The following is a 24,293-nucleotide window of genomic DNA, read 5'->3' as shown; positions in this document are numbered from 1 at the left end:
CGGACTGCCTCTAGACTGGCGCCGCCGCGCGCCGCGGATTGATGTTGACTGCAGGAAACCGTGTGATGATCGCCGATACCGCGCCCTTCTGGCGGCGCAAGACCCTCGACCAGCTCGATGACAAGGAGTGGGAATCGCTCTGTGACGGCTGCGGCCTGTGCTGCCTGCAGAAACTCGAGGACGAAGAGGACAACAGCGTCTATTACACGAGCATCGCCTGCAAGTTGCTGGATCTGCAGACCTGCCAGTGCAGCGATTACCCCAATCGTTTCGCCCACGTCCCCGACTGCATCCAGCTCACCCCGGGCAAGGCCGACCAGTTCAAGTGGCTGCCGCCCACCTGCGGCTATCGCCTGGTCAGCGAAGGGCAGGACCTGCCCGCCTGGCACCACCTGGTCAGCGGTGATCGCCAGCAGGTGCATGAGCAGCGCATCTCCCGCTCCGGGCGCATGCTCAGTGAAAACGACGTGGATGAAGACGATTGGGAAGACCACCTCATCTTCCGCGCGGGTTGAGTTCTCGAGGAACAAGGAGTTTCGCTATGCGTCGCCCGCTGTTGTTGCTTGTCGGCCTGCTGCTCAGCTCGCAGGTACTGGCGAAGAAAGTCGACCTCGATTACCAGGTGCGCCTGCTGCCGCAGAGCGCACAGGCCGAGGTGCGTTTGACCCTGGCCGACGGCGCTGCGGTGCGCAGCCTGGATTTCGACCTGGGCAAGGGGGGCGCCTACAGCGACTTTCTCGCCGATGGCCAGTGGCAGGTTCGCGACGGGCGCGGCGTCTGGCACCCGGCCGCGGGCAAGACCAGCCTCAGTTACCGCGTACGGCTCGACCAGCAACCCCGTGGCGCCGCCCACGAATCGCGCATCACGCCGCACTGGGCGCTGTTTCGTGGCGACCAGCTGGTGCCACCGGCGCGCCTCGACCAGCAGGATGGCACCGAGCTGGTCTCGCGGCTGAGCTTCGACCTGCCGGCGGGCTGGAAAAGTGTCGAAACCGCCTGGCCACGCATTGGCCGGCAGAAATTTCGCATCGACGATGTGTCGCGTCTGTTCGACCGCCCCACCGGTTGGATGCTCGCCGGCAACCTGGGCAGCCGTCGGGCGCGCCTGGGCGACACCGAGGTGACCGTCGCCGCGCCGCAAGGGCAGGGCATGCGACGCATGGACACGCTGACCCTGCTGACCTTCGTCTGGCCGCAATTGCAGGCGGTGTTCCCGCGCAACCCGCCCAAGCTGCTGCTGGTCGGTGCCCGTGACGAGATGTGGCGGGGCGTGCTGCCTGGCAACAACTCGCTGTACCTGCACAGTACGCGGCCGCTGGTCAGCGAGAACGGCAGCAGCCCGGTGCTGCGCGAGCTGGTCCAGTTGTTCGCCCAGATCAACGACCGTGATGGCAGCGACTGGCTGGGCGAGAGCCTGGCTGACTATTACGCCACCGAGTTGCTGCGCCGCGCCGGCGGCATGAGCGATGACCGCTACGAGGCGTTGCAGGCCCGCCAGCACAAGCTGGCGGCCAAGGTGACTCACCTCAAGGGGGCCAAGGCCGATACCGCGCAGGTGGCCCGTGGCGTGCTGCTGCTCCAGGCGCTGGACCGCGAGATCCGCCTGCACAACCACGACAAGCGTTCGCTGGACGATGTCGCCCGGGCGCTGATGCGCCTGTCGAGCGTCAGCACCGAGGAGTTCGTGCAGATCAGCGAGAACGTGCTGGGGCGTCAGTCCGAGGTGCTGCAGAGCAAGGTGCTGCGCTAGGCTTCTTCGCGGGTAAACCCGCTCCCACAGAGGCTTCGCTGAACCCGGACTGCTCCCAAGGGTTGGATGGGGGTCCAACTTCGTTGGGGACAGTCCAGCCTGTGGGAGCGGGTTTACCCGCGAAAGGGCCTGGCCCGCTTACTTGAACTTCGGCCCCGAACGGGTATTCAGGCCCTTGGCCATGCGGTCGTACAGCACCACGTTCACCGTCGCCGCCAGGTTCATGCAGCCCTCGGTCGGGATGTAGATCGTCTCTTCGCACCAGCCCCGCACGTCTTCGCTCAACGAACCATCCTCGGGCCCGAAGATGTAGATCGCCCGGTCCGGGTGGGTGTATTCGGGTAGCGGCCTTGCGCCTTCCACCAGCTCCACGGCCACCGGTGTGCAGCCCAGGGGAATGATGCGCTGCAGGTCATCGATGCCGATCAGCGGGATGTCGTAGTGCACCCGCTTGGTATCGGTGACGAAATCGCGGGCGCGCTCATAGCGCTTGCCGGTGTAGAACACCGAATTGACGCCGTAGCAGCCTGCCGCGCGCATCACCGAGCCGACGTTCTCGGCCGATTTTGGGTTGAACAGGCCGATGCAGCTGTACCGTTTGTTAGCCACGTGTCGGGGCCCTTTGCAAAAAGAGCGCGATTATACGGGCTTGGCGATGGCGCGGGGGCGCGAAACGACGTTCAGTCCTTCTTCATCAATGCGGCCAGGCCGGCGAACGGGTTGTGGGTGGCCACGGCCACTTTCGGCGTGCTCAGCGAGCCTTCGCTGAAATACTGCTGGTCGGTGTAGCGGGCGTGCTCGTTGTCGTGGCAGTACAGGCACAGCAGTTCCCAGTTGGAGCCGTCCTGGGGGTTGTTGTCGTGATTGTGGTCACGGTGGTGCACGGTCAGCTCGGACAGGCGCTTGCCGGAAAATTCACGGGTACAGCGGCCACAGACGTGGGGGTACATCTTCAGCGCCTTGTCGCGATAGCCCATTTCCTTGTCGCGCTTGGCGTCGGCGAGGATGCGGTCGAGACGGGCGGTGGCGTCGGAGGTGGAGCTCATGGTGTTACCTTTTTTCTGATCAGGGCAATGACGGTTATGTCATCGAGTCTAGCGCGCCTGTGGGGCGGGCGGACAGGCGAAAGTGCGCCGTTCGGCGTAGTCTGTAGCAAGGTTTCTGACAGGAGGCTGCAGATGTTGCATGCGATCCTTGCCGCACTGCTGATCGGCGCGCTGCCCGTGGCCGAGGCCACGGGCCAGCAGCGCCCGCTCACGCCCGCTCCGGGCGCGCCGGGAACGCCGACCCCGACGCCTTATCCACAGGTCACGCCCAGCACGCCGCCCAAGGCCGGCGTCAACCGGCCCGGCGCGCCGTTGTTGCCGCCGATGCCCGTTCCGGGGCCGCCCAAGGACCAGCCCCTGCCGGGACTGAGCCAGGATCCGCCGAAAACGCCGAGCAAGACCGACTAGGCCCGCTGCCCCCACAGGCATGGCGAATGACTTGAGGTCAGTGCGGTCGCTGTGGGAGCGGGTTTACCCGCGAAAGCGCCAGATCAGGCAGTTGTGGTCATGCCTGGTGACGCATTCGCGGGCAGGCGGGTCTTACGCCACGCCCAGTTCGTTGAAGACGAACGCATACTCCAGCGCCACGTCGCGCAGCCCCTGGTAGCGCCCGCTCATGCCGCCGTGGCCGGCGCCCATCTCGGTCTTGAGCAGCAGCAGGTTGTCGTCGGTCTTGCGGGTACGCAGGCGCGCTACCCACTTGGCCGCTTCCCAGTACTGCACGCGGCTGTCGTTGTAGCCGGCGACCACCAGCATTGCCGGGTAGGCCTGGGCCGTGACGTTCTCGTAGGGGGCGTAGGCCTTGATCCGCTCATACACCTCGGGCTCCTCGGGGTTGCCCCATTCGTCGTACTCGGTGACGGTCAGCGGCAGCTCGGGGTCGAGCATGGTGTTGAGCACATCGACGAACGGCACTTCGGCGATGGCGCAGCGGAACAGCTCGGGGCGCAGGTTGAGCACCGCGCCCATCAGCAGGCCACCGGCGCTGCCACCGCTGATGGCCAGGTGATCGCGGGTGGTCACGCCTTTGGCGATCAGGTGCTCGGCGCAGGCGATGAAGTCGTCGAAGCTGTTGTGCTTGTGCTCCTGCTTGCCGGCCCGGTACCAGGCCTCGCCCAGCTCGCCGCCGCCACGCACATGGGCGATGGCGAAGGCCACGCCGCGCTCCAGCAGGCTCAGGCGGGCGTGGGAGAACCATGGGTCGAGGCTCTCGCCGTAGGCGCCGTAGCCGTAGAGGTAGAGCGGCACGTTCTTGCCTTCGTCGACGCGGCGGCGCACCAGGCTGATCGGCACCCGCGTGCCATCCTTGGCCACCGCCCACAGGCGCTGGCTGACGTAGTCGTCGGCGTCGAACGCGCCGAGCACCGGGGTCTGCTTGAGCACCTGCTGCTCACCCGTGGCCAGTTCCAGCTGGCGTACCTGGGCAGGACGGTTGAGGGCTTCGTAGCGCAAGCGGATACGCGGGCTGGCGAACTCCAGGCTGTCCTGCACATAGAGGCTGTAGGCGGCGTCCGGCAGTTCGACGCGATAGGCCGGCAGCCCCTGGGGGTGTACTTCGATGATCGGCAGGCCGCCTTCGCGCAGGCTCAGGGACAGCGCCGAGGCGTTGAGGCTCACGCCTTCGAGCATGACGTCGTCGCGGTGCGGCACCAGTACCTGCCATTGCCCGCGGCTCGGCACGTTGTCCGCCGGCGCCTGGAACAGGGCGAAGTTGATGCCGTCCTGGTTGCTGCGGATGAACCAGCGCCACTGGCCGTCGAGCGTGCCGTGGTCGGGGTAGTACTCGTGGCCCTCGACGCGCGGCGCCAGGCAGGCGAAATCGGCCTGTGGCGTGGCGGCATCGAGGACCCAGGCCTCGCTGGTGGTCTTGCTGTTGAGCAGCAGCACCAGCTGGCGCTCCGAGCTGGCGCGGTAGCAGTGCAGGAAGAAGCGCCCGTCGGCTTCCTCGAACACCGTGGCGGCACCGGCCTGGCCGAGGGTATGACGGCACAGGCGCCAGGGGCGATGGGTGTCGTCCAGTTCGGCGAAGAACAGTGTCTGGCTGTCGTTGGCCCAGGTCATGCTGCCGTCGCAGTCGTCGAAAGGCAGGGTGGTCAGCGCGCCACTGTCCAGGTCTTTGACGTACAGGGTGTAGATCTCGTCGCCACTGGTGTCGAGGCTGTAGGCCAGCAGGCGGTGATCGGGGCTGACGTTGAACGCGCCGAGGGACAGGAAGCCGCCGCCTGCCAGGGCGTTGGGGTCGAGCAGCAGTTGCTCGCGGCTTTCATCGACCGTGTTGCTGTCGTCACTTGGGCGTGGGCAGCGGTAGTGGCGCGGGTACTCGTCGCCGGCGGTGGTGCGGGTGTAGTAGAGGTACGGACCCCAGGGGGAGGGCAGCGACAGGTCGGTTTCGAGGATGCGCGACTTGATTTCCTCGAACAGCTGTTCACGCAGTGGCGCCTGGTCGGCCAGGCAGGCTTCCTGGTAGGCGTTTTCCTCGGCCAGGTAGGCCAGCACCTCGGGGGTGTCGCGCTGCTGCAGCCAGGCGTAGGGGTCGGCGCCTTCGGCCTGGTGGGCGATGGGGGCGGCAATCAGGGAGGAAGTGACGGGCATGGCGGTCTCTTTTCGGTGGCGTTCAAGGCCCAGTCGCGGGGCAAGCCCGCTCCCACGCTGAGCTGGATCAGATGGCGTGGGAGCGGGCTTGTCCCGCGATGAGGTCCCAGGGGGCGCCTATGCGCTTAAAAGTGTTTATCATAGGCGTCTCTTTGCCTGGCTTGCACGAACACCATGACCGAACACGACTATACGCTGGCCTGGGGCCTGTACGCCGTTGCCGCCCTGGGCTGCCTGCTGGTGGGTTTCAAGCTGACCGGCTGGATGTGGCGCTGGCTGCGCGAGCCTTTGCGGGTGATCCTCGCCGTGCTGCTGTTCGCGCCGACCATCGTCGATCCGGTCAAGGAAAGTTTCGCGCCGGCCATCGCCATCACCGCGCTGGACGTGGCCTTCAAGGTCGGCAACAACGCCTGGCGGGCCGCTTCGGATCTTGCCATGTACGGCATGATCGCCTTTGCCCTGTACATCGTCTTCGTGCTGATCCGCTGGCCGTTGGAAAAGCGTGCCCGTGAGCGCCGTGAGCAACGTGAGGCGGCTGCCCAGCGTGAGGCGCGGGAGGACGAGGCGCTGGTCGAGGCGCCGCTGGCCGCCCACCGCCAGGACCGCTACCGCGACGACCCGCAGCCCACTTCCGCGCGCCGTGCCGACCCCGGTCAGGGTCGCGTCGAACCTCGTCTGTAAGCCCAGGAGCCGCGAGCATGTGCGAACTGCTGGGCATGAGCGCCAACGTCCCCACCGATATCGTCTTCAGCTTCACCGGCCTGATGCAGCGCGGTGGACGGACCGGCCCGCACCGCGATGGCTGGGGCATCGGTTTCTACGAGGGGCGCGGCCTGCGCCTGTTCCAGGACCCGGCGGCGAGCAGCGAGTCGGAGGTGGCCAACCTGGTGCAGCGCTACCCGATCAAGAGCGAAGTGGTCATCGGCCATATCCGCCAGGCCAATGTCGGCAAGGTCTGCCTGTCCAACACCCACCCGTTCGTGCGCGAGCTGTGGGGCCGCAACTGGTGCTTCGCGCACAACGGCCAGCTGGGTGACTTCAGTGGCCAGCGCACGTTCTATCGTCCGATCGGCGACACCGACAGCGAGGCGGCCTTCTGCGACCTGCTCAACCGTGTGCGCGAAGCGTTCCCGGAGCCGGTCGAGGCGCAACAGTTGCTGCCGGTGCTGGTCGAGGCCTGCAGCGGTTACCGCGGCAAGGGCGTGTTCAACTGCCTGCTCAGCGACGGCGACTGGCTGTTCTGCTTCTGCTCGACCAAACTGGTGCACATCACCCGTCGTGCGCCGTTCGGCGCGGCACGGTTGAAGGACGTCGACCTGATCGTCGACTTCCACACGCAAACCACGCCCAACGACGTGGTCACGGTGATCGCCACCGAGGCCCTGACCGAGAACGAGACCTGGAACCGCTACGAGCCGGGTCAATGGGCGCTGTGGCGCCACGGTGAATGCGTCGCCCACGGGCAAAGCTAAGGACGCGGCATGTTCAGAAGTTACCTGCGGTTGCTGTTGTTCACCTGCGGCCTGTTGGCGGGTATCCAGGTGCCGGGGCTGGTCAAGGACTACGGCCAGCGGGTCGAGGCGCACCTGCTCGAGTCGCGCCAGGCGCTCGACGGCTTCCGCCAGACCGCGCAACGCTTTTTCAACGGTGATCTGCAGGCGTTGGTACGCCACTACCGTACCAGCGACGACCCGGTGTTCAACAGCGATGCCAACAGCATCGAGAGCCTGCTGATCCGCAATCAGTTGCTCGAGCATGAATGGCAGGCCCTGCAAGGCTCGTGGGTCAGCCGCACCTGGCATGTGCTGGTGCAGCCGGAGCCGGCCCTGCGCGAGGAGACGCTCAAGGGCTACAGCTATCAGATCCTGCTGGTTCCCGAGGCGATCGGCTGGGGGATCGGCGCCGGTTTCGTGCTGGCGTTCGTGGTCGAGAGCCTGTTGCTGGTGATTGGCTGGGTGATTCTCGGTGGGCGGCGCAAGGCGGTGAAAGAGAGCTGGCGCTGACGCCGTCTGTCCGCGAGAGGGCCGCTATTGCCCCTGAGGCTGGTCAGACCAATACGATCCGCTGCCCGCCCACATCCCGCGCATAGCGCTCCAGCACCTGGCGGCAAACCTCCACCACCTCGTCCACCAATGTCACCCCGGTCTGCCAGGCCACCACCAGTTCCAGGCTCGGTGGCGGTTGCAGGCCTTCGAGCAGCACCAGTTCGCCTCGACCCAACTCGCCATCCACCAGCGCCGGCGGCAGCGCGCCGATGCCGAAGCCGTCGCGCAGCAGCCGGGTGATCGCCGCCACCGAGTTCACGCAGTTCAGGCGCGGCGCTTCGACCCCGGCGGCCTGCAGCAGGCTGAGCACTTCCTGGTGCGGGCGCGAGTTCTTCGAGAAGGTGACGATTCGCTCGCGTGCCAGTTCCGCCAGCGACGCATAGTCGCGGTGGTGTGGCGAGCCGGCTGCGACGATCCAGCCCATGGGATAGCGCGCCAGGTCGTGGCTGCGGATCGAGGGTTCGCGCAACAGGTCGGTCTGCAGGATCACGTCGAGAAAGCCCTTGTGCAGCTGTTCGCGCAGGTTCAGCGCGGTATCGGCTACCAGCTCGATTTCCACCTGCGGGTAGCGCTCGCCCAGCTCCGCCACCAGCGCGCTCATCCAGGTGTGGATGACGGTGTCCATCACCCCCAGGCGAATGCGCCCGGTCTTGGCCCTGTCGCTGTCCAGCGACCGTTTCATGGCCTTGGCGGTCTCGAGCATGCGCTCGGCGTACTCCAGCACCTTGCTGCCCTCTGGTGTCAGGCTGACACCGCGCGAGTCGCGCAGCAGCAGTTTCACCCCCAGATCGGCCTCCAGCGCGGCGATACGGCTGGAGACCGAGGCCTGGGTGGTGAACAGCTTCTCGGCGGTGAGGCGGAAGCTCTTGAGCCGGGCGACCCAGACGAAGGTTTCGAGAAAGCGAAGGTTCATGATCAGTTTTTCTTGTTCCAGACCGGAGGTTTTTCTCGTTGGACGCACGGTGCGCGGCCTCTGAACATGACGCACAGGCCGCGACGCCCGACGTCGCCCGTAAAACAATACCAACAAGCCGAGGCAACCATGAACCCGACCGGCGTGCAGCAGCAGGCCCCCGCTCGATCCTCGAGCGGTCCCTTCGCCTGGTACCGCGACATCGATTCCCAGCAACGACGCACCTTCTGGAGCTGCAAGATCGGCTACGGCCTGGACGGCATGGACACCCAGATGCTGAGCTTCGTCATCCCCACCCTGATCCTGATCTGGGGCATTTCCACCGCCGAGGCCGGGCTGATCCATACCAGCACCTTGATCGCCTCGGCCCTGGGCGGCTGGATCGCCGGTATTCTCTCCGACCGTATCGGTCGGGTGCGCACCTTGCAGCTGACGGTGCTGTGGTTCGCGTTCTTCACCTTCCTCTGCGGCTTCGCCCAGAGCTACGAGCAGTTGCTGATCGCACGGACCTTGATGGGCTTCGGTTTCGGCGGCGAATGGACCGCCGGCGCGGTCCTCATCGGCGAGGTGATCCGCGCCCAGGACCGTGGCAAGGCCGTGGGCATGGTGCAGTCGGGCTGGGCCATCGGCTGGGGTCTGACGGCGATCCTCTATGCCCTGCTGTTCTCCTGGCTGCCGGCCGAGCAGGCCTGGCGCGCGCTGTTCCTGCTGGGCCTGCTGCCGGCGATCTTCGTCATCTTCGTGCGCCGCCTGGTCAAGGACCCGGAGGTCTATCGCCAAGCCAAGGCGCAGGAGCAACCCGAGGCGCCGTCGCACTTCTACGAGATCTTCGCCCCCGGCATGCTCTGGACCACGATTCGTGCCTCGCTGCTGACCACCGGCGCCCTGGGCGGCTACTACGCCATCACCTCGTGGCTGCCGACCTTCCTCAAGAACGAGCGCGGCCTCAGTGTGCTCGGCACCGGTGGCTACCTGGCCATGGTGATCGTCGGCTCCTACATCGGCTATGTGGTCAGCGCCTACCTCTGCGACCTGCTGGGGCGGCGCAAGAACTTCATCCTGTTCGCCGTGGGTTCGTTCGTCATCGTCCTGCTCTACACGCAGATGCCGGTCAGCGATGGCGTGATGCTGTGGCTGGGCTTCCCGCTGGGCTTCTTCGCCTCGGGCATCTTCAGCGGCATGGGGTCGTTCCTCACCGAGCTGTTCCCCACCCGCATCCGTGGTTCGGGCCAGGGCTTCTGCTACAACATCGGCAAGGTCGTCGCGGCGCTGTTCCCGCTGCTGATCGGCCTGCTGGGCGAAAAGATACCGCTGGGGCTGGGCATCGGCGCGTTCGCCGCGGTGTCCTATGGCGTGGTGATCCTGGCGGCCCTGAGCCTGCCGGAAACACGCGGCAAACAGCTCCAGGCGCGCTAAGGTAGGCAGCATGAACATCGAGACGGAGGTTCGCCAGGTGAAACGCCTGCTACTCAATTGCGACATGGGCGAGAGCTTCGGCAACTGGCGCATGGGCCAGGATGCCAAGGTCATGCCTTTCATCGACTGTGCCAACATCGCCTGTGGCTACCACGCCGGCGATCCAGGCACCATGCGCCGTACCGTGGCCTTGGCGCTGGAGCACCGGGTGGCCATCGGCGCGCATCCGGCCTATCCGGACCTGATGGGTTTTGGTCGTCGTTCCATGGCCTGCAGCAGCGAAGAGATCCGTGACCTGCTGCATTACCAGATCGGCGCCCTGGATGGCATCTGCAAGGTGCTCGGCGGCCGCGTCGCCTACGTCAAGCCCCATGGCGCGCTGTACAACGACATGATGGCCAACCCGGACATCCTGCGTACCGTGCTCGAGGCCGTGGCGGCCTTCGACGCCGACCTGCCGTTGATGCTCATGGCCACCGCCGACGACAGTGCTGCCCAGGCGCTGGGTGACGAGATTGGCGTGCCGCTGTGGTTCGAGGCTTTCGCCGACCGTGGCTACACCGCCAGCGGGCACCTGATGTCGCGCCGTTTGCCCAACGCGGTGCATCACGATCCGGCGCTGGTGGTCGAGCAGGCCCTGCGCCTGGCCAAGGGCGAGGCGCTGGTGGCCGACGACGGCAGCGAGGTGCGGCTGAACGCCAGTACCTTGTGCGTGCACGGTGACAACGACGGCTCGGTGGCCGCCGTGCGCCAGATCCGCCAGGCCCTCGATGCATTGGAGCAAGCATGACGCCACGTATCGAGGTCGTGGCCATCGACAGTCTTATGGTGCGCCTGTTCGACGCCATCGACGAAGGCAACATGCCGTGGATCCTCGCCGCCAGCCAGCGCCTGCGGGCGGTGTTCGGTGACAGCCTGGTCGACCTGGTGCCGTCCTACACCACGCTGATGGTGCAGTTCGACCTCGCGCCGGGCGAGGCGCGCCAGCGCATCCTGCAGGCCTTCGAGGGCTTGCGGCCGGATGCCGGCAATGCCGGGCGGCGGCACGAGATTCCGGTCTGGTATCACGCCAGTGTCGGCCCGGAGCTGCCGCTACTGGCGGCGCGCAGCGGGTTGAGCGAGGCCGAGGTGGTCAGCTTGCACAGTGGGCGCGACTATCCGGTCTTCGCCCTGGGCTTCGCGCCCGGTTTCGGTTTCATGGGGCTGGTCGACGAGCGTCTGGCGACGCCACGCCTGAGTACCCCGCGCAAGCGCGTGGCGGCGGGCAGCGTCGGCATTGCCGAGCGCCAGACCGCCGCGTATCCGGCGGTATCGCCGGGCGGCTGGAACCTTATCGGCCGCACGCCGGTGCGTCTGTTCGACCGCGAGCGCGACGGCTACAGCCTGTTGCAGCCAGGAGATCGCGTGCGCTTCGTGGCCGTCGGTCACGCAGAATTCATCAGTCTGGGCGGTGACGACAGCCCGTTGGAGGCCCAGGCATGAGCCGCTTGAGAATCGAAGCCAGCACGCCGCTGTGCCTGTTGCAGGATGCCGGGCGCTTCGGCGTCAGGCACCTGGGCGTGACCCAGGGCGGCGCGCTGGACTGGGTGGCCATGCGCTGGGCCAATTGGCTGCTGGGCAATGCCCTGGACAGCGCGGTGGTGGAGGTTGCGCTTGGCGGCTTTAGCGTGGTTGCCGAGCAGGATTGCGTGCTGGCGCTGGGCGGGGCCGACCTGGATGCGCAGGTCGACGGGCAGGCCGTGGCGCCCTGGACCTGCTTCAACCTGGGCAAGGACCAGCGCCTGACGCTGCGTCAGCCTCGCCAAGGGGTACGTGCTTATCTGGCGGTGCCAGGCGGGTTCGTGGGCGAGTCGGTGCTGGGAAGTTGTGCCACGGTGGTGCGGGAAGAGCTGGGCGGGATAGACGGCCAGGGGCGGGCGTTGGTGAAAGGGGAGGTGCTGCATGCTGCCGGAGCCATCGCGGGGCAAGTCGGGGCGTCGAACCGACGCTCCCACGTGCCCGAAGCGCTGAGGCCGGTGTATGCCGAGAAACCGGTATTGGATCTGGTGATGGGCGCGCAGATCGCTGACTTCGGCGGCACCAGCCTGTTCGAGGCGTTCAATCGTGACTGGACGCTGGACAGTCGTGCCGACCGCATGGGTATTCGCCTGCTCGGGCCACAACTGGCCTACCAGGGCGCACCGATGATCTCCGAGGGGATCCCGCTCGGTGCCGTTCAGGTGCCGCCGGATGGGCAGCCGATCGTGTTGCTCAATGACCGGCAGACCATTGGCGGTTATCCACGACTGGGGGCGTTGACGCCATTGGCGTTGGCGCAATTGGCGCAGTGCATGCCAGGGGCCGCGGTGCGGTTTCGGGCGGTGGTGCAGGATCAGACGTGGCGCGAGCAGCAGGCTTACCTGAAACGATGGGCATGAAGGCTTCGGCCCTGTCGCGGGGCAGGCCCGCCCCCACGAAGGCCAGAGGTGTGGCGTGGGAGCGGGCTTGCCCCGCGATAGGGCCGGCCCTGAAAAAGCATCACTTGGACAGGTAGCGCATCCCGTCTTCCAGCCCCTGCAAGGTCAGTGGAAACATCCTGTCCTCGATCAGGTCGCGCACCAGGTGGGTCGAGGCGGTGTAGTCCCAGGCCTGTTTCGGGTACGGGTTGATCCAGATGATCTTCCTGAACTTCTCCATGAAGCGCTGCATCCACACATACCCAGCTTCTTCGTTCCAGTGCTCGACGCTGCCGCCGGGCTGGGTGATCTCGTAGGGCGCCATGGCCGCGTCGCCGACGAACACCACCTTGTAGTCGTCGCCGTACTTGTGCAGCAGGTCGAAGGTGGAGAAGCGCTCTGAGGTACGACGCAAGTTGTTCTTCCACACCGACTCGTAGATGAAGTTGTGGAAGTAGTAGTACTCCAGGTGCTTGAACTCGGTCTTGCAGGCCGAGAACAGCTCCTCGCACACCTTCACATGGGCGTCCATCGAACCGCCGATGTCGAACAGCAACAGCAGCTTCACCGTGTTGCGCCGCTCGGGGCGCATCTGGATGTTCAAGAGGCCTGCGTCGCGGGCGGTATGGTCGATGGTGCCATCGATGTCCAGCTCCTCGGCGGCGCCCTCGCGGGCGAACTTGCGCAGGCGGCGCAGGGCCAGCTTGATGTTGCGCGTGCCCAGCTCGACCTGGTCGTCGAGGTTCTTGTACTCGCGCTGGTCCCAGACCTTCACCGCCTTGCCCTGGCGTTTGCCGGCCTCGCCGACGCGGATGCCCTCGGGGTTGAAACCGCCCGAGCCGAACGGGCTGGTGCCACCGGTGCCGATCCACTTGTTGCCGCCGGCGTGGCGTTCCTTCTGTTCTTCCAGGCGTTTCTTGAATTCCTCGATCAGCTTGTCCAGGCCGCCCAGGGACTGGATCTGCGCCCGCTCCTCATCGCTGAGCGAACGCTCGAACTCCTTGCGCAGCCATTCGTCGGGGATCAGTGCCTCGATATGTCGGTCGAGGTTTTCCAGCCCCTTGAAATAGGCGGCGAACGCGCGGTCGAACTTGTCGAAGTGGCGTTCGTCCTTCACCAGGATGGCGCGGGCCAGGTAGTAGAACGCGTCCATGTCGGCGAATACCACGCCCTTCTGCAGGGCATGGTGCAGATCGAGCAGCTCGCGCACCGACACCGGCACCTTGGCCGCGCGCATTTCATTGAACAGGTTGAGCAGCATGGCCCGGCTCCTGTCAGCGGTTGCCGCGCCGGCTCATGAAGGCCAGGCGCTCGAGCAGCTGCACGTCCTGCTCGTTCTTGACCAGGGCCCCGGCCAGCGGCGGGATGGCCTTGGTCGGGTCGCGTTCGCGCAGCACGGCCTCGCCGATGTTGTCGGCCATCAGCAGCTTGAGCCAGTCGACCAGTTCTGAGGTAGAGGGCTTCTTCTTCAGGCCCGGCACCTTGCGCACGTCGAAGAACACGTCCAGCGCCTCGCTGACCAGCGACTGGCTGATGTTCGGGTAATGCACGTCGACGATCTGTTGCAGCGTCTGGCGGTCGGGGAAGGCGATGTAGTGGAAGAAGCAGCGACGCAGGAAGGCATCCGGCAGCTCCTTTTCGTTGTTGGAGGTGATGATGATGATCGGGCGCTGTTTCGCCTTGATGGTCTCGTCGATCTCGTAGACGTAGAACTCCATCTTGTCGAGTTCCTGCAACAGGTCGTTGGGGAACTCGATGTCGGCCTTGTCGATCTCGTCGATCAGCAGGATCACCCGCTCGTCGGCCTCGAAGGCCTCCCACAGCTTGCCCTTCTTCAGGTAGTTGCGCACGTCGTGGACCTTGTCCACGCCCAGCTGCGAGTCGCGCAGGCGGCTGACCGCGTCGTACTCGTACAGGCCCTGGTGGGCCTTGGTGGTGGACTTGATGTGCCAGGTGATCAGGCGGGCGCCGAAGGAGGCGGCCAACTGCTCGGCGAGCATGGTCTTGCCGGTGCCCGGTTCGCCCTTGACCAGCAGCGGGCGCTCCAGGGTGATGGCCGCGTTGACCGCCAGCTTCAGGTCGTCTGTGGCGACGTAGTCGCGGGTGCCTTCGAACTTCATGAACCGATCCTCTGCACGGGTGTCAGCGAGGGCCCTTTCGCGGGCAAGCCCGCTCCCACAGGGGACGGTGCGATCCTTGTGGGAGCGGGCTTGCCCGCGAAAGGGCCGGCTCGGACAACATCTGTTTGTGATTTGTCAGCGACTATAACCCCGCACCCGCCACGTGCAAACGCAGACCGGGTATTCAGTCCCTGAATGGTCCGTCACCCTTGGTCTTGGAACGGGCTTTACGCTGTTCCAAGGCAGGCTTACCCTTTTAGGTCCACCCGCCAGTCCATGCATTAAAGGACCCTTGCCATGAGCCGTATCTACGCCGACAACGCACATTCCATCGGCAACACGCCGCTGGTGCAGATCAACCGCATCGCCCCGCGCGGGGTGACCATCCTGGCCAAGATCGAAGGGCGCAACCCGGGTTATTCGGTGAAGTGCCGGATCGGCGCGAACATGGTCTGGGACGCCGAGAGCAGTGGCAAGCTCAAGCCAGGCATGACCATCGTCGAGCCGACCTCGGGCAACACCGGCATCGGCCTGGCCTTCGTCGCCGCCGCCCGTGGCTACAAGCTGATCCTGACCATGCCAGCGTCGATGAGCCTGGAGCGGCGCAAGGTGCTCAAGGCCCTTGGCGCGGAGCTGGTGCTCACCGACCCGGCCAAGGGCATGAAAGGCGCCATCGAGAAGGCCAACGAGATCGTCGCCTCCGATCCCGCGCAGTATTTCCTGCCGGGGCAGTTCGACAACCCGGCCAACCCGGCGATCCACGAGAAGACCACCGGTCCGGAAATCTGGAACGATACCGATGGCGCGGTCGACGTGCTGGTGGCGGGCGTCGGCACCGGTGGCACCATCACCGGCGTGTCGCGCTACATCAAGCACACCCAGGGCAAGTCGATCCTGTCCGTGGCGGTAGAGCCGGTGAGCTCGCCGCTGATCAGCCAGACCCTGGCCGGCGAGGAGCTCAAGCCCAGCCCGCACAAGATCCAGGGCATCGGTGCCGGCTTCGTGCCGAAGAACCTCGACCTGTCGATCGTCGACCAGGTCGAGACGGTGACCGATGACGAGTCCAAGGCCATGGCCATTCGTCTGATGCAGGAGGAGGGCATCCTCTGTGGCATCTCCTGCGGCGCGGCGATGGCGGCGGCGGTGCGCCTGGCCGAGAAACCGGAGATGCAGGGCAAGACCATCGTGGTGATCCTGCCGGATTCGGGGGAGCGCTACCTGTCGAGCATGCTGTTCAGCGATCTGTTCAGCGAGCAGGAGAACCAGCAGTAAGCTTCAAGCTGCAAGCTGCAGGTCGAGGGCATGGCCGTATTGACGCGGATCAGCTTGGGGCTTGTCGCTTGCAGCTTCCGGCTTGCAGCTGCTCCTGATGGGTTTATCATGTCCGGCTATCCGGGGATGGCCTGATTTCCCCTCCAAGGAGTGTTGCATGACCTTTTCCTTCCTCGCCAAGGCGGGCGTCCTGCTGGTGTTCATCTCCAGCGTGCTGTTCGTGCATCTGCGCGGCAAGGCGCGCCTGCCGGTGCTGCGCCAGTTCGTCAACCATTCGGCGCTGTTCGCCCCTTACAACGCCCTGATGTACCTGTTCTCCGGCGTGCCCTCCAAGCCGTACCTGGATCGCCAGCGCTTCCCCGAGCTGGACGTGCTCAAGGACAACTGGCAAGTGATCCGCGAAGAGGCCATGCGCCTGTTCGACGAGGGTTACATCCGCGCGGCGGAAAAAGACAACGATGCCGGCTTCGGTTCGTTCTTCAAGAAGGGCTGGAAGCGTTTCTACCTGAAGTGGTACGACAAGCCGCTGCCGTCGGCTGAAATGCTCTGCCCCAAGACCGTCGAGCTGGTCAGCAGCATTCCCAACGTCAAGGGCGCGATGTTCGCCTTGCTGCCCGGCGGCAGCCACCTGAACCCGCACCGCGACCCGTTCGCCGGCTCCCTGCGCTACCACCTGGGCCTGACCACGCCGAACTCGGACAACTGCCGCATCTACGTCGACGGCCAGCCCTACGCCTGGCGTGACGGTGAGGACGTGATGTTCGACGAGACCTACGTGCACTGGGTCAAGAACGAGACCGACGTCACTCGCGTGATCCTGTTCTGCGACGTCGAGCGCCCGCTCAACAGCCCGCTGATGACCCGTATCAATCGCAAGGTCAGTGCCTTCCTCGGCCGCGCCACCGCGCCGCAGAACACCGACGACGAGCGGGTCGGCGGCATCAACCAGGCCTATGCCTGGAGCAAGCGTTTCAGCAATGTCATCAGCACCCGGGTCAAGCAGTTCAAGCGCGCCAACCCCAAGGTCTACCGCGTGCTGCGGCCGGTGCTGGCGGTCGTGGTGGCCTACGCGCTGTATCGCTGGTTGTTCTGAGGCGCCTGGTCCCCATGCGCGGCAGGATGCCGCGCCATCAGCAAGGCCTGGCGCTGATCCTGGTCCTGTGGCTGTTGGCCGTGTTGGGCCTGGCGATGGCGGGCGTGGTATCCACGGTGCGCCAGGAGAACCGGCAAAGCCATGCGCTGCTGCAGCGCAGCAAAGCGCTGAGCGCCGCGCAAGGCGGCGTCGCCCTGGCCATTCATGGCGTGCTCAAGGATCCACTGGCGGCATCCTTCGATGGCCGGGTCGCCCAGGCCACGCTCGATGGAGTGGGGCTCTCGCTTTCGGTGCGCAGCGAACATGGCAAGCTCGACTTGAACTTCGCGCGTCTGGAGCATGTCGAGCGACTGTTTCGCCAGATGGGCGCCAGCCCGGCGAGCGCGCGGTCCTGGATCGAGCAGATGCAAAAGCAGCGGGACGCCGGCAAGCCTTTGCGCCATCTGCCTGACCTGCTGAGCAGCACCACGGTCGATCCGGAGCTTTACCGGCGCATGCTGCCCTACGTGACCTTGTGGGGGGGCGATGGCGTGCCCCAGGCCACCTATGCCGACCCGGCGCTGATCGAAGCGCTGCGCTTGCCATCGACACAAGTCCTGGCCAGCAACCCTGGTTCGGTGCTGAGCATCGAGGTCGTTGCCGTCACGCCGGATGGTGTCACGGCGACGCTGCGGACCACCGTGCAATTGACCCCGGAAGACTCCGAAGCCAGCGTGTTCCGTACGTTGTGGTGGCAGGAAAGCTGAGGCCGGTGGTAGGCGAATGAAAGGCTAATTGTTATCATTCGTAACTTTGCGTTTCCATGTACCAGGAAACGAATGGATTGCAGAGTGATATGGACATCGTTTCTTCGGTTATTCAACACCTCGTGAGTGGCGGCGCCCTGGGTAGCGAAGGCCATGAACGTGTGGCCATGTTGCGGCGCGATCATGCCGATGCCGAACTCCCCGACCTTCTGTTGCGCGCGGGCTCGATCTCGGAGGCCCAGCTCGCGGGCGCCTGGGTGGATGTCCTGGGCTGGCCTCGCTTCGACGCCAGGGTACCCCCCGGCACCGACCTGCCGCTCATGCCGCTGCGCTTTCTCAGGCACCACGGCATCGTGCCGTGGCGGGTGGACGCACAAGGGCAGTTCGAGGTGCTGACCTGCCGCCCCGCCGATACCTATCCCATCAACGCTTTCGAATATGCCACCGGTTTCAAGGTGCGTGGGCTGATCGCGACGCAGGCCGAGGTCGAGCAGCAACTCGAGCTACGCTACGGGCAGGGTCGAGCGGCGCTGGGGTCGCTGCTCGATCAGGTCGACAGCGAAGGCGATACGCAGGATGTCGATCAGCTCAAGGACCTGGCCGCGGAGGCGCCGGTCATTCGCCTGGTCAACCTGATCCTGCAGCAGGCCATGGAGTCGCGCGCGTCGGATGTTCATGTCGAACCGTTCGAAAACCGCCTCAACGTGCGCTATCGCATCGATGGCGTGCTGCGTGAGACCGAGTCCCCGCCGGTGCGTTCGGCGTCGGCGGTGATCTCCCGCATCAAGATCATGGCCAAGCTCGATATCGCCGAGCGCCGCTTGCCCCAGGACGGTCGAATCATGGTGCGCCTGCTGGGGCGCCAGCTCGACCTACGGGTCTCGACCTTGCCGACCCGCTTCGGCGAATCGGTAGTGTTGCGCCTGCTCGATCGTGAAAACGTGGCGCTGGAGTTCGCCGACCTCGGTTTCAGCGGGCAGCGGCTGGAGCAACTGCTGGCGGTCCTGAACCGACCGCATGGCATCGTCCTGGTCACCGGGCCCACCGGTTCGGGAAAGACCACGACCCTGTATACCGCCCTGGCACGGCTCAATACCGCCGAGCGCAAGATCATCACCGTGGAGGACCCGGTCGAGTATCAACTCGATGGCGTCAACCAGTTGCAGGTAAAGCCTTCGATCGGCCTGGACTTCGCCAACGCCCTGCGCTCGATCGTGCGCCAGGATCCGGATGTGATCATGATCGGTGAAATCCGCGACCTGGAGACCTGCCGTATCGCCATCCAGTCAGCACTGACCGGACACCTGGTACTGTCCACGCTGCATACCAACAGTGCCTGTGCCAGCATCACCCGCCTGCTGGACATGGGGGCGGAAAGCTACCTGCTGGCCTCCACGGTCAATGCCGTGCTGGCCCAGCGTCTGGTGCGGCGGGTGGACCACGCGCAGTGCGAAGTCTTCGAAGCGCCCGAGGCGTTGATCCGCGAGCACCGCCTGGACCGCTTCACCGAACAGCGTCCGATCCGCCTGTACCGCCCCCGGCCAGACGCGGTCGAAGGCGGCTACCGAGGACGCGTGGTGATCAGCGAGCTGTTGCTGATGTCCGAGCGCATCCGCGCGTTGCTGATGGCGCGCGCCGACAGTGCGGCGCTGGAGCGGGTGGCACGGGAGGAGGGGCTGCGCACCCTGCACGAAGAAGGGCTGCGTCTGGCGGTGGCCGGGGTCACCAGCCTCGACGAGGTCCTGCGGGTGGCCCATGACGATGCTGGCGGTGAGTGATGGCCGAGTTTCGCTACGAAGCCATCGATCGCACGGGCGCACGCAGGCGGGGGCAGGTACAGGGCGACAGCCGCGAGCAGGCGATCAAGCATCTGCAGGGCGAAGGCTTGCTGATCGTCGAGCTACGCCCCGCGTCCCGCATTACCTTGCGGCGCAGCGGTGTGGACGCGCGGCAGATCGCCCATTTCACCGAGCAGTTGGCCACGTTGCTGGAGGCCGGGCAGCCGTTGGAAAGTGCCCTGGCCCTGCAGGCGCGCCAGACGGCCGAGCCTGCCGTGCAAGCCTTGTTCGAGCGATTGCTGGCCCAGGTCAAGGGCGGCGCCTCGCTGTCGGCGGCGATGGCGCGCGAGACCACGGTCTTCTCGGCCTTCTACCTGAGCATGGTCCGGGCAGGCGAAGCCAGCGGCACCCTGGCCGAGGCCATGGAGCAGTTGGCGGCCTACCTGGAGCGGGCGCGCAATCAGCGGACGGAGTTGATCAGCGCCTTGATCTATCCGGCGTTCCTGGTGATTGGCGTGCTCGGTTCGCTGGTGTTGTTGCTGACTTATGTCGTGCCGCAGTTCGTGCCGGTGTTCGCCGATCTGAACATTGCCTTGCCTGTGCTGACCCAGGCGATCCTCTGGCTGGGCGAGAGCCTTTCCCGTTGGGGGGCGTATCTGGCCGTGGCGCTGCTGTGCATCGGCTGGGGCATCGGCATGGCGTTGCGGGCCCCTGGGCGGCGCCTGGCGCTCGATGCCTGGGTGCTGAAGGTGCGTGGCCTGGGCGCCTTCGTCCAGGCCACGGAGACCGCGCGGCTGGCGCTGACCCTCGGCACCTTGCTCGACAAGCGTGTGTCGCTGCTGACCAGCATGGAGATCGCCAGCCAGGTCGCCAGCAATCGTGCCATGCGCGCCGCCATGCGGCAGGCCGCGCAGGATGCCCGCCAAGGCGAGGCGCTGGCCAGCGCGCTGGCGCGCACTGGCGTGTTCGCCGAGTTGACCATCCAGATGATCCGCGTGGGGGAGCAGTCCGGGCGCCTGAGCGACCTGCTGCTAAGGCTGGCGCGCATCTACGACAAGAGTACCCAGACCAGCATCAAGCGTTTCATGGCGGCGCTGGTGCCGACCCTGACGTTGGTCATGACCGTGCTGGTGGCTGTGATCATGTTGGCGATATTGATGCCACTGAGCAGCCTGACCAGCAGTATCTAGAGCGAAGAGAGGAAGCATGTTGAGCAGTCGTCGTAACCGGGGCTTTACCCTGCTGGAAATGCTCGCGGTGATCGTCCTGTTGGGGATCGTCGCGACCATCGTGGTACGCCAGGTCGGCGGCAACGTGGACAAGGGCAAGGTCGGTGCGGGCAAGGCACAGCTGGCCAGCCTGGGCATGAAGATCGAGAACTATGCCATGGACGTCGGCAGCCCGCCGCAGCGACTCGAGGATCTGCTCAGCAAGCCGGTCGACACACCGGCCTGGCAGGGGCCTTACGCCAAGCAGAGCGATCTGCGCGATCCCTTCGGGCATGGGTTCGGCTACCAGAGTCCAGGTGAGCATGGCAGCTTCGACCTGGTGTTTTTCGGGCGCGATGGCAAGCCCGGCGGTGAAGGTGCCGATGCCGACCTCGGTAGTTGGCAGTAAGTGTTGCAGCAGCGTGGCTTCACCTTGTTCGAGCTATTGGCCGTGCTAGCCCTGGCGGCGATCGCCAGCGCGCTGCTGGCCGGCCCGCTGTCGCGCGGCCTGGCCAGCGCGCGCGAGCGCGAGGCCAGTGGCGAGTTGCTGCAGACCTTGCGTCAGGCGCGTGCGCAGGCACAGGCAAGGCAGCAGCCGGTGACGCTGCGTTTCGATCAGCGCGCGCGTTGCTACCAGGCGGACGGCGAGCGTCGTCGATGCCTGCCCGCCAACCTGCACTGGACGCTGCACACCGCGTCGCTGACGGTCGAGCAGGCGCCGATGATCCGTTTTCACCCGGATGGCAGCTCGACCGGTGGCCATATCTTGCTGGACTCGGCCGCCGGTCGACGGCGCATCGACATCGCCTGGCTGACCGGCCTGGCCAGCCTGGAGCCGGCGGCACCATGATCGTGTCCCCCCGTCAGCGCGGCTTTACCCTGCTGGAACTGCTTGGCGCCACGGCCTTGCTGGCGATCGGCAGTGCCGTGCTGGTCTCGGGGCTGGGCGATGCGATGCGTGGCTACGTCCGCGATGAAGTGAAAACGCGCATGGCGTTGACGGCCCGCTCCCTGCTGGACGAGAGCGCAGAGGTTGCCGTGCAGGTTGGGGACATGCGGGGAGTAAGCGACGGTATCGAATGGCACCTGGTGTCCACCGTGCAGGAAAGCCTGCCGGGCCACGTCCTTTATCATCAGCGTTTGACCCTGCGCCTTGGCGATCGCGAAGAGCGCTTCTCGACCTTGCGCTTGCAGTCGCCGGGCCAGGCGGCCCAGCCATGAGGCGCATGCAAGGCTTCACCCTGCTCGAAACCCTCGCCGCGATCAGCCTGCTGGGGTTGCTGATGCTGTTGGTGGCCGGCAGTTTCACCAGCAGCGGCAGGACATTGCAGCGTACCTCGGAGCAGGCGGCGCGTCTGGAGCAGCTGCGTGCCGCCCAGGGCTTCCTGCGGCGGGCGCTGCAGGAAATGCAGGCGTTTCGCCATTTCCATGGAGAGCCACGGCATATGCAATTCCTCGCCCCGGTCCCGATTGGCATTGGCGGCCAGCTCAAGCGTCACCGATTGACCGTCGAGCAACAGGCAGTCGGTACCTGGGCCATGCGTGTGACGCTGCTCGATCGGGATGGCCGGCAACCCTGGGCTGACCCGCAGTTGCTGTTCGATCGGCTGCGCGAGGTGCGCTTCGCCTATCGCGGGCTGGACGAGATGCGCCGTGACACCGGCTGGCTGGAGCGCTGGCCGTGGCCAGAGCGTCTGCCCGCCCAGGTGCGCATCCAGGCCGATGCCGAGGGATCGGTGCGCTGGCCGACACTGAGCGTCAGCGTGCGAACCTCCGAACTGACAGGAATCGACCCATGAACATGTCACGGATAGCTGCCGTGGGCCTGAGTGGCGCGGCCGCGCGGTGGCGTCGCGCCGCGACGAACTTCATGCGCTGGTGGCGGGGCGAGTTACTTGCCTGCCTGCCCGCGAACTGGCGCCATGCCTGGCTGGCGCGTGGGCGCGTCAACACCCTGTGCTGGCCGCTGGCCGACGGCGCGCCGTTGCCGAGCGGGCAGCCTGTGACCTTGCTGCTGGCTCCGCAGCTGGCGCTGGTCTGTGCGCTGCAATTGCCGCGTCAGCCGCGCCGGGTGCTGCGCAAGGTCATGGCCTACGAGCTGGATAAACTGACGCCCTACACGGCGCAGCAGGCTTGTTTCGACATCGTCGTCGGCGATGATGCGCAGCACCTGGTGCTGGTCGAGCGCTTGCGCCTGGAGGCCATTTTGCAGCGACTCGAGGCCGAAGGTGTGCAGGTGCTCAGGGTCGATGTGCAGGACGAGGCAGGTGCCGCGCGTGGCCTGGACCTGGTGCCGGACGGGTGTCACGCGCGAGCCGCCAGGCGCCAGCGGGCCTGGCGTGGTGGATTGCTGGCGGTGATCGCGATATTGCTGATCGCCTGCCAGCAGGCCTGGATCGATCACCGCGAACGGGCGCTGGAGCTGCGTCGGGAGCAGCTGGCCGAGTTGCGCACGCGGGCGTTGCAGGTCGATGGCATGCGCAAGCAGCTGCAGAGTCGCCAGGCGCTGGAGCGGGCCTTGCAGCTTCAGGCCGCGCAGCGTCTTTCCAGTGCCGCGATGCTCGACCTGCTGTCGCGCTGCTTGCCGCAGGACAGCTGGCTCGAACACCTGCAGCTGGCGGAAGACGGCAGCCTCTCGCTCAGCGGCGGCAGCCCACGGGCAAGCGCTCTGCCCGCCGTGCTCGGTGAGTGCGCGGGCCTGGGCAAGGTGACCTTCAAGGGCGGAATCCAGGCGGATGCCGAAACCGGCCTGGAGCATTTCACGCTCCAGGCACGACGCCCGGAGGGAGAGGACCGATGAGGATGCGTTTGAGTGGCAACGCCCGACGCGGCCTGGCGCTGGCCTTGCTGCTGCTGGCGCTGGCGAGCCTGTATGGATTGTTGTTGCAGCCATGGCTGCTGGCACCGTTGCAGCAGCAGAGCGAGGAAGAAACGGTGCTACTGGCGTCCTATCAGCGCTATTGGGCACTGGAAACCCAGCGTGCGGCCATCGAGGCACGCCTGGCCGCCGCCGACAATCATCCGCTGCCGGCCGACAGCCTGCTGGCCGGCACCACGCCCGAGGTGGCACAAGCCCAGATGATGCAGTTGCTGGTCGACCGCATGAGTGTGCAGCCCGACACCGGCCTGCCCTGCGAGATGCTCAACCGGGCGCCGCGCACGCCATCGCTTCAGGGCCAGTTGACGCAGTTGGTGGTCGACGTGCAGATGCGTTGCGGCATCGAAGCCTTGGCGGCGACGCTGTACCGATTCGAAAACGAGCCGCCGTACCTGTTGGTCGACGCGCTGGATATTCGCCGACAGGACGCCGGCGGCAGCCAAGGTTCACTGGCGGTTCGCCTGCAGATCAGGAGCTATCAGGGGCGGGGCGAGGGGCAAGGGCATGAATGAGATCCGCCGCCTCGTTCGGCAGAACGCGCCGCTGCTGGCGCTGGCCGCTCTGGTGTTCACCTGTTGGATGGCACTGCTGGCCAGCAACCCCGCGCCTGAGTGGCCGCAGTCGCCCTTGCCCGCTACCGCGGCCCCTGTGGTACCGACGCCGGCCGAGGTACGTCCGTTGGTCGACCTGCAGACCTACTCGGGCATCTGGGAGGTGCCACTGTTCACGCCTGGGCGGCAGGCCGACGCCGGCAACGCCAGTCAGGTCGCGGCGCTGCCGCTGCCAGCCGACCTGGTGCTCACCGGGGTGATGGTGGCGCCACCGCTGCGCGTGGCGTTCCTGCGCCAAGGCACGGGCGAGGCCATCGCCCTGCGCGAAGGCCAGGCACTGCCCGGTGGCTGGACGGTAGCCCATATCGAAGAGCAGCGTGTCGAGCTGGTCAACGGCGGCAGCCACCAGGCACTCGAAATCAGCAGCCCCCGGCTGCCGCTCAACTGAAA

General features: G+C 66.0%; 28 protein-coding genes. 22 read left to right on the top strand and 6 right to left on the bottom strand.

Translation table 11 applies throughout. From position 1 onward, the window contains the following. Window positions 1–65: 65 nt before the first annotated feature. Both ACYUME_RS19480 and ACYUME_RS19475 read left to right on the top strand, forming a co-directional pair. Window positions 66–515, top strand: a complete 450-nt coding sequence (locus ACYUME_RS19480; RefSeq protein WP_279886543.1) for a YcgN family cysteine cluster protein — start codon at window positions 66–68, stop codon at window positions 513–515. Between the two features lie 26 nt (window positions 516–541). Beyond that, complete coding sequence (locus tag ACYUME_RS19475; RefSeq protein ID WP_460416384.1) at window positions 542–1,750, top strand: hypothetical protein; 1,209 nt, start codon at window positions 542–544, stop codon at window positions 1,748–1,750. A 138-nt stretch (window positions 1,751–1,888) separates the two neighbouring features. On the opposite strand, the gene ACYUME_RS19470 is transcribed toward ACYUME_RS19475, so the two are convergent. Beyond that, the gene (locus tag ACYUME_RS19470) at window positions 1,889–2,359 is read right to left on the bottom strand and encodes an RNA methyltransferase (protein ID WP_028693028.1); all 471 of its coding nucleotides are present in this window, start codon (window positions 2,357–2,359) and stop codon (window positions 1,889–1,891) included. Window positions 2,360–2,430: 71 nt separating this feature from the next. Then, on the bottom strand, window positions 2,431–2,796 hold the full coding sequence (locus tag ACYUME_RS19465; protein ID WP_023632486.1) for a YajD family HNH nuclease: 366 nt from the start codon (window positions 2,794–2,796) through the stop codon (window positions 2,431–2,433). Window positions 2,797–2,928: 132 nt separating this feature from the next. Here ACYUME_RS19465 and ACYUME_RS19460 point away from each other — a divergent pair, with 132 nt between their 5' ends. Further along, on the top strand, window positions 2,929–3,204 hold the full coding sequence (locus tag ACYUME_RS19460; RefSeq protein ID WP_460416382.1) for a hypothetical protein: 276 nt from the start codon (window positions 2,929–2,931) through the stop codon (window positions 3,202–3,204). Between the two features lie 132 nt (window positions 3,205–3,336). Here the strand turns inward: ACYUME_RS19460 and ACYUME_RS19455 are convergent, their stop codons facing one another. Beyond that, the gene (locus tag ACYUME_RS19455) at window positions 3,337–5,388 is read right to left on the bottom strand and encodes a S9 family peptidase (RefSeq protein ID WP_460416381.1); all 2,052 of its coding nucleotides are present in this window, start codon (window positions 5,386–5,388) and stop codon (window positions 3,337–3,339) included. Between the two features lie 174 nt (window positions 5,389–5,562). On the opposite strand from ACYUME_RS19455, the gene ACYUME_RS19450 reads away from it, so the two are divergent. The 3 genes from ACYUME_RS19450 to ACYUME_RS19440 are packed head-to-tail and all read left to right on the top strand — an operon-like array spanning window position 5,563 to window position 7,391. Beyond that, window positions 5,563–6,069 (top strand): MFS transporter, encoded by a 507-nt coding sequence (locus ACYUME_RS19450; RefSeq protein ID WP_460416379.1) that lies wholly within the window; start codon window positions 5,563–5,565, stop codon window positions 6,067–6,069. Window positions 6,070–6,086: 17 nt separating this feature from the next. Further along, on the top strand, window positions 6,087–6,860 hold the full coding sequence (locus tag ACYUME_RS19445; protein WP_460416377.1) for a class II glutamine amidotransferase: 774 nt from the start codon (window positions 6,087–6,089) through the stop codon (window positions 6,858–6,860). A 9-nt stretch (window positions 6,861–6,869) separates the two neighbouring features. Beyond that, window positions 6,870–7,391: a DUF2937 family protein gene (locus tag ACYUME_RS19440; RefSeq protein ID WP_279887323.1), complete on the top strand. Its 522-nt coding sequence runs from the start codon at window positions 6,870–6,872 to the stop codon at window positions 7,389–7,391. Window positions 7,392–7,434: 43 nt separating this feature from the next. Here ACYUME_RS19440 and ACYUME_RS19435 read toward each other — a convergent pair whose 3' ends face one another. Beyond that, window positions 7,435–8,346 (bottom strand): LysR family transcriptional regulator, encoded by a 912-nt coding sequence (locus ACYUME_RS19435; RefSeq protein ID WP_279887321.1) that lies wholly within the window; start codon window positions 8,344–8,346, stop codon window positions 7,435–7,437. 129 nt (window positions 8,347–8,475) lie between these two features. Between ACYUME_RS19435 and ACYUME_RS19430 the strand changes: the two genes are divergently transcribed. The 4 genes from ACYUME_RS19430 to ACYUME_RS19415 are packed head-to-tail and all read left to right on the top strand — an operon-like array spanning window position 8,476 to window position 12,179. After that, window positions 8,476–9,762, top strand: coding sequence for an MFS transporter (locus ACYUME_RS19430; RefSeq protein ID WP_279887319.1), 1,287 nt, complete (start codon window positions 8,476–8,478; stop codon window positions 9,760–9,762). Between the two features lie 10 nt (window positions 9,763–9,772). Next, the gene (locus ACYUME_RS19425; protein ID WP_279887317.1) at window positions 9,773–10,552 is read left to right on the top strand and encodes a 5-oxoprolinase subunit PxpA; all 780 of its coding nucleotides are present in this window, start codon (window positions 9,773–9,775) and stop codon (window positions 10,550–10,552) included. Further along, on the top strand, window positions 10,549–11,244 hold the full coding sequence (gene pxpB, locus ACYUME_RS19420) for a 5-oxoprolinase subunit PxpB (protein ID WP_460416375.1): 696 nt from the start codon (window positions 10,549–10,551) through the stop codon (window positions 11,242–11,244). Before ACYUME_RS19425 ends, pxpB begins: the two co-directional genes overlap by 4 nt. Further along, window positions 11,241–12,179 (top strand): 5-oxoprolinase subunit C family protein, encoded by a 939-nt coding sequence (locus ACYUME_RS19415; protein ID WP_460416373.1) that lies wholly within the window; start codon window positions 11,241–11,243, stop codon window positions 12,177–12,179. The genes pxpB and ACYUME_RS19415 overlap by 4 nt, the downstream gene beginning before the upstream one ends. A gap of 100 nt (window positions 12,180–12,279) precedes the next feature. Here ACYUME_RS19415 and ACYUME_RS19410 read toward each other — a convergent pair whose 3' ends face one another. Together ACYUME_RS19410 and ACYUME_RS19405 are read right to left on the bottom strand one after the other, a co-directional pair. Beyond that, entirely contained in the window at window positions 12,280–13,458 is a 1,179-nt protein-coding gene (locus tag ACYUME_RS19410; protein ID WP_279887311.1) for a vWA domain-containing protein, read from the bottom strand. A gap of 13 nt (window positions 13,459–13,471) precedes the next feature. After that, window positions 13,472–14,317: an AAA family ATPase gene (locus ACYUME_RS19405; RefSeq protein ID WP_279887309.1), complete on the bottom strand. Its 846-nt coding sequence runs from the start codon at window positions 14,315–14,317 to the stop codon at window positions 13,472–13,474. Between the two features lie 297 nt (window positions 14,318–14,614). On the opposite strand from ACYUME_RS19405, the gene cysK reads away from it, so the two are divergent. From cysK to ACYUME_RS19345, 12 genes are all read left to right on the top strand, one after another. Beyond that, on the top strand, window positions 14,615–15,589 hold the full coding sequence (cysK, locus tag ACYUME_RS19400; RefSeq protein ID WP_279887307.1) for a cysteine synthase A: 975 nt from the start codon (window positions 14,615–14,617) through the stop codon (window positions 15,587–15,589). Between the two features lie 157 nt (window positions 15,590–15,746). After that, window positions 15,747–16,682, top strand: a complete 936-nt coding sequence (locus ACYUME_RS19395; protein WP_460416370.1) for an aspartyl/asparaginyl beta-hydroxylase domain-containing protein — start codon at window positions 15,747–15,749, stop codon at window positions 16,680–16,682. 14 nt (window positions 16,683–16,696) lie between these two features. Further along, window positions 16,697–17,428, top strand: a complete 732-nt coding sequence (locus ACYUME_RS19390; RefSeq protein WP_460416368.1) for a type II secretion system protein GspK — start codon at window positions 16,697–16,699, stop codon at window positions 17,426–17,428. A gap of 89 nt (window positions 17,429–17,517) precedes the next feature. Further along, a complete protein-coding gene (locus ACYUME_RS19385) occupies window positions 17,518–19,206 on the top strand; it encodes a GspE/PulE family protein (RefSeq protein ID WP_460416366.1) in 1,689 nt (562 codons plus the stop codon). Next, window positions 19,206–20,396, top strand: coding sequence for a type II secretion system F family protein (locus tag ACYUME_RS19380; protein WP_460416364.1), 1,191 nt, complete (start codon window positions 19,206–19,208; stop codon window positions 20,394–20,396). Before ACYUME_RS19385 ends, ACYUME_RS19380 begins: the two co-directional genes overlap by 1 nt. A gap of 16 nt (window positions 20,397–20,412) precedes the next feature. Beyond that, on the top strand, window positions 20,413–20,823 hold the full coding sequence (gspG, locus tag ACYUME_RS19375; RefSeq protein WP_279887300.1) for a type II secretion system major pseudopilin GspG: 411 nt from the start codon (window positions 20,413–20,415) through the stop codon (window positions 20,821–20,823). Continuing rightward, a complete protein-coding gene (locus ACYUME_RS19370) occupies window positions 20,824–21,264 on the top strand; it encodes a GspH/FimT family pseudopilin (RefSeq protein ID WP_279887298.1) in 441 nt (146 codons plus the stop codon). Next, a complete protein-coding gene (locus tag ACYUME_RS19365) occupies window positions 21,261–21,635 on the top strand; it encodes a type II secretion system protein (protein WP_279887296.1) in 375 nt (124 codons plus the stop codon). The genes ACYUME_RS19370 and ACYUME_RS19365 overlap by 4 nt, the downstream gene beginning before the upstream one ends. Further along, window positions 21,632–22,213, top strand: a complete 582-nt coding sequence (locus ACYUME_RS19360; RefSeq protein ID WP_460416361.1) for a prepilin-type N-terminal cleavage/methylation domain-containing protein — start codon at window positions 21,632–21,634, stop codon at window positions 22,211–22,213. The genes ACYUME_RS19365 and ACYUME_RS19360 overlap by 4 nt, the downstream gene beginning before the upstream one ends. Further along, window positions 22,210–23,214: a PilN domain-containing protein gene (locus ACYUME_RS19355; protein WP_279887292.1), complete on the top strand. Its 1,005-nt coding sequence runs from the start codon at window positions 22,210–22,212 to the stop codon at window positions 23,212–23,214. Before ACYUME_RS19360 ends, ACYUME_RS19355 begins: the two co-directional genes overlap by 4 nt. Further along, window positions 23,211–23,804 (top strand): type II secretion system protein GspM, encoded by a 594-nt coding sequence (gene gspM, locus ACYUME_RS19350; RefSeq protein ID WP_279887291.1) that lies wholly within the window; start codon window positions 23,211–23,213, stop codon window positions 23,802–23,804. The genes ACYUME_RS19355 and gspM overlap by 4 nt, the downstream gene beginning before the upstream one ends. After that, window positions 23,797–24,291 carry a hypothetical protein gene (locus ACYUME_RS19345; protein ID WP_460416359.1) on the top strand — a complete coding sequence of 165 codons (495 nt, stop codon included), beginning with the start codon at window positions 23,797–23,799 and terminating at the stop codon, window positions 24,289–24,291. Before gspM ends, ACYUME_RS19345 begins: the two co-directional genes overlap by 8 nt. Window positions 24,292–24,293: the final 2 nt, after the last annotated feature.

Source organism: Pseudomonas sp. microsymbiont 2 (genome assembly GCF_054788395.1).
The sequence above is the reverse complement of the archived record's forward strand: the minus strand, read 5'-3'. Positions and strand labels throughout refer to the sequence as shown.

What these genes read in the sequence shown, in the direction of transcription:
- ACYUME_RS19355 (WP_279887292.1), top strand. Translation starts at nt 22,210, where the DNA reads ATGAACATGTCACGGATAGCTGCCGTGGGCCTGAGTGGCGCGGCCGCG.
- ACYUME_RS19480 (WP_279886543.1), top strand. Translation starts at nt 66, where the DNA reads ATGATCGCCGATACCGCGCCCTTCTGGCGGCGCAAGACCCTCGACCAG.
- cysK (WP_279887307.1), top strand. Translation starts at nt 14,615, where the DNA reads ATGAGCCGTATCTACGCCGACAACGCACATTCCATCGGCAACACGCCG.
- ACYUME_RS19365 (WP_279887296.1), top strand. Translation starts at nt 21,261, where the DNA reads ATGATCGTGTCCCCCCGTCAGCGCGGCTTTACCCTGCTGGAACTGCTT.
- ACYUME_RS19415 (WP_460416373.1), top strand. Translation starts at nt 11,241, where the DNA reads ATGAGCCGCTTGAGAATCGAAGCCAGCACGCCGCTGTGCCTGTTGCAG.
- ACYUME_RS19440 (WP_279887323.1), top strand. Translation starts at nt 6,870, where the DNA reads ATGTTCAGAAGTTACCTGCGGTTGCTGTTGTTCACCTGCGGCCTGTTG.
- ACYUME_RS19405 (WP_279887309.1), bottom strand. Translation starts at nt 14,317, where the DNA reads ATGAAGTTCGAAGGCACCCGCGACTACGTCGCCACAGACGACCTGAAG.
- ACYUME_RS19465 (WP_023632486.1), bottom strand. Translation starts at nt 2,796, where the DNA reads ATGAGCTCCACCTCCGACGCCACCGCCCGTCTCGACCGCATCCTCGCC.
- ACYUME_RS19390 (WP_460416368.1), top strand. Translation starts at nt 16,697, where the DNA reads ATGCGCGGCAGGATGCCGCGCCATCAGCAAGGCCTGGCGCTGATCCTG.
- ACYUME_RS19380 (WP_460416364.1), top strand. Translation starts at nt 19,206, where the DNA reads ATGGCCGAGTTTCGCTACGAAGCCATCGATCGCACGGGCGCACGCAGG.
- gspG (WP_279887300.1), top strand. Translation starts at nt 20,413, where the DNA reads ATGTTGAGCAGTCGTCGTAACCGGGGCTTTACCCTGCTGGAAATGCTC.
- ACYUME_RS19395 (WP_460416370.1), top strand. Translation starts at nt 15,747, where the DNA reads ATGACCTTTTCCTTCCTCGCCAAGGCGGGCGTCCTGCTGGTGTTCATC.
- ACYUME_RS19450 (WP_460416379.1), top strand. Translation starts at nt 5,563, where the DNA reads ATGACCGAACACGACTATACGCTGGCCTGGGGCCTGTACGCCGTTGCC.
- ACYUME_RS19425 (WP_279887317.1), top strand. Translation starts at nt 9,773, where the DNA reads ATGAACATCGAGACGGAGGTTCGCCAGGTGAAACGCCTGCTACTCAAT.
- ACYUME_RS19385 (WP_460416366.1), top strand. Translation starts at nt 17,518, where the DNA reads ATGGACATCGTTTCTTCGGTTATTCAACACCTCGTGAGTGGCGGCGCC.
- ACYUME_RS19360 (WP_460416361.1), top strand. Translation starts at nt 21,632, where the DNA reads ATGAGGCGCATGCAAGGCTTCACCCTGCTCGAAACCCTCGCCGCGATC.
- ACYUME_RS19410 (WP_279887311.1), bottom strand. Translation starts at nt 13,458, where the DNA reads ATGCTGCTCAACCTGTTCAATGAAATGCGCGCGGCCAAGGTGCCGGTG.
- pxpB (WP_460416375.1), top strand. Translation starts at nt 10,549, where the DNA reads ATGACGCCACGTATCGAGGTCGTGGCCATCGACAGTCTTATGGTGCGC.
- ACYUME_RS19460 (WP_460416382.1), top strand. Translation starts at nt 2,929, where the DNA reads ATGTTGCATGCGATCCTTGCCGCACTGCTGATCGGCGCGCTGCCCGTG.
- ACYUME_RS19345 (WP_460416359.1), top strand. Translation starts at nt 23,797, where the DNA reads ATGAATGAGATCCGCCGCCTCGTTCGGCAGAACGCGCCGCTGCTGGCG.
- gspM (WP_279887291.1), top strand. Translation starts at nt 23,211, where the DNA reads ATGAGGATGCGTTTGAGTGGCAACGCCCGACGCGGCCTGGCGCTGGCC.
- ACYUME_RS19445 (WP_460416377.1), top strand. Translation starts at nt 6,087, where the DNA reads ATGTGCGAACTGCTGGGCATGAGCGCCAACGTCCCCACCGATATCGTC.
- ACYUME_RS19455 (WP_460416381.1), bottom strand. Translation starts at nt 5,388, where the DNA reads ATGCCCGTCACTTCCTCCCTGATTGCCGCCCCCATCGCCCACCAGGCC.
- ACYUME_RS19430 (WP_279887319.1), top strand. Translation starts at nt 8,476, where the DNA reads ATGAACCCGACCGGCGTGCAGCAGCAGGCCCCCGCTCGATCCTCGAGC.
- ACYUME_RS19475 (WP_460416384.1), top strand. Translation starts at nt 542, where the DNA reads ATGCGTCGCCCGCTGTTGTTGCTTGTCGGCCTGCTGCTCAGCTCGCAG.
- ACYUME_RS19435 (WP_279887321.1), bottom strand. Translation starts at nt 8,346, where the DNA reads ATGAACCTTCGCTTTCTCGAAACCTTCGTCTGGGTCGCCCGGCTCAAG.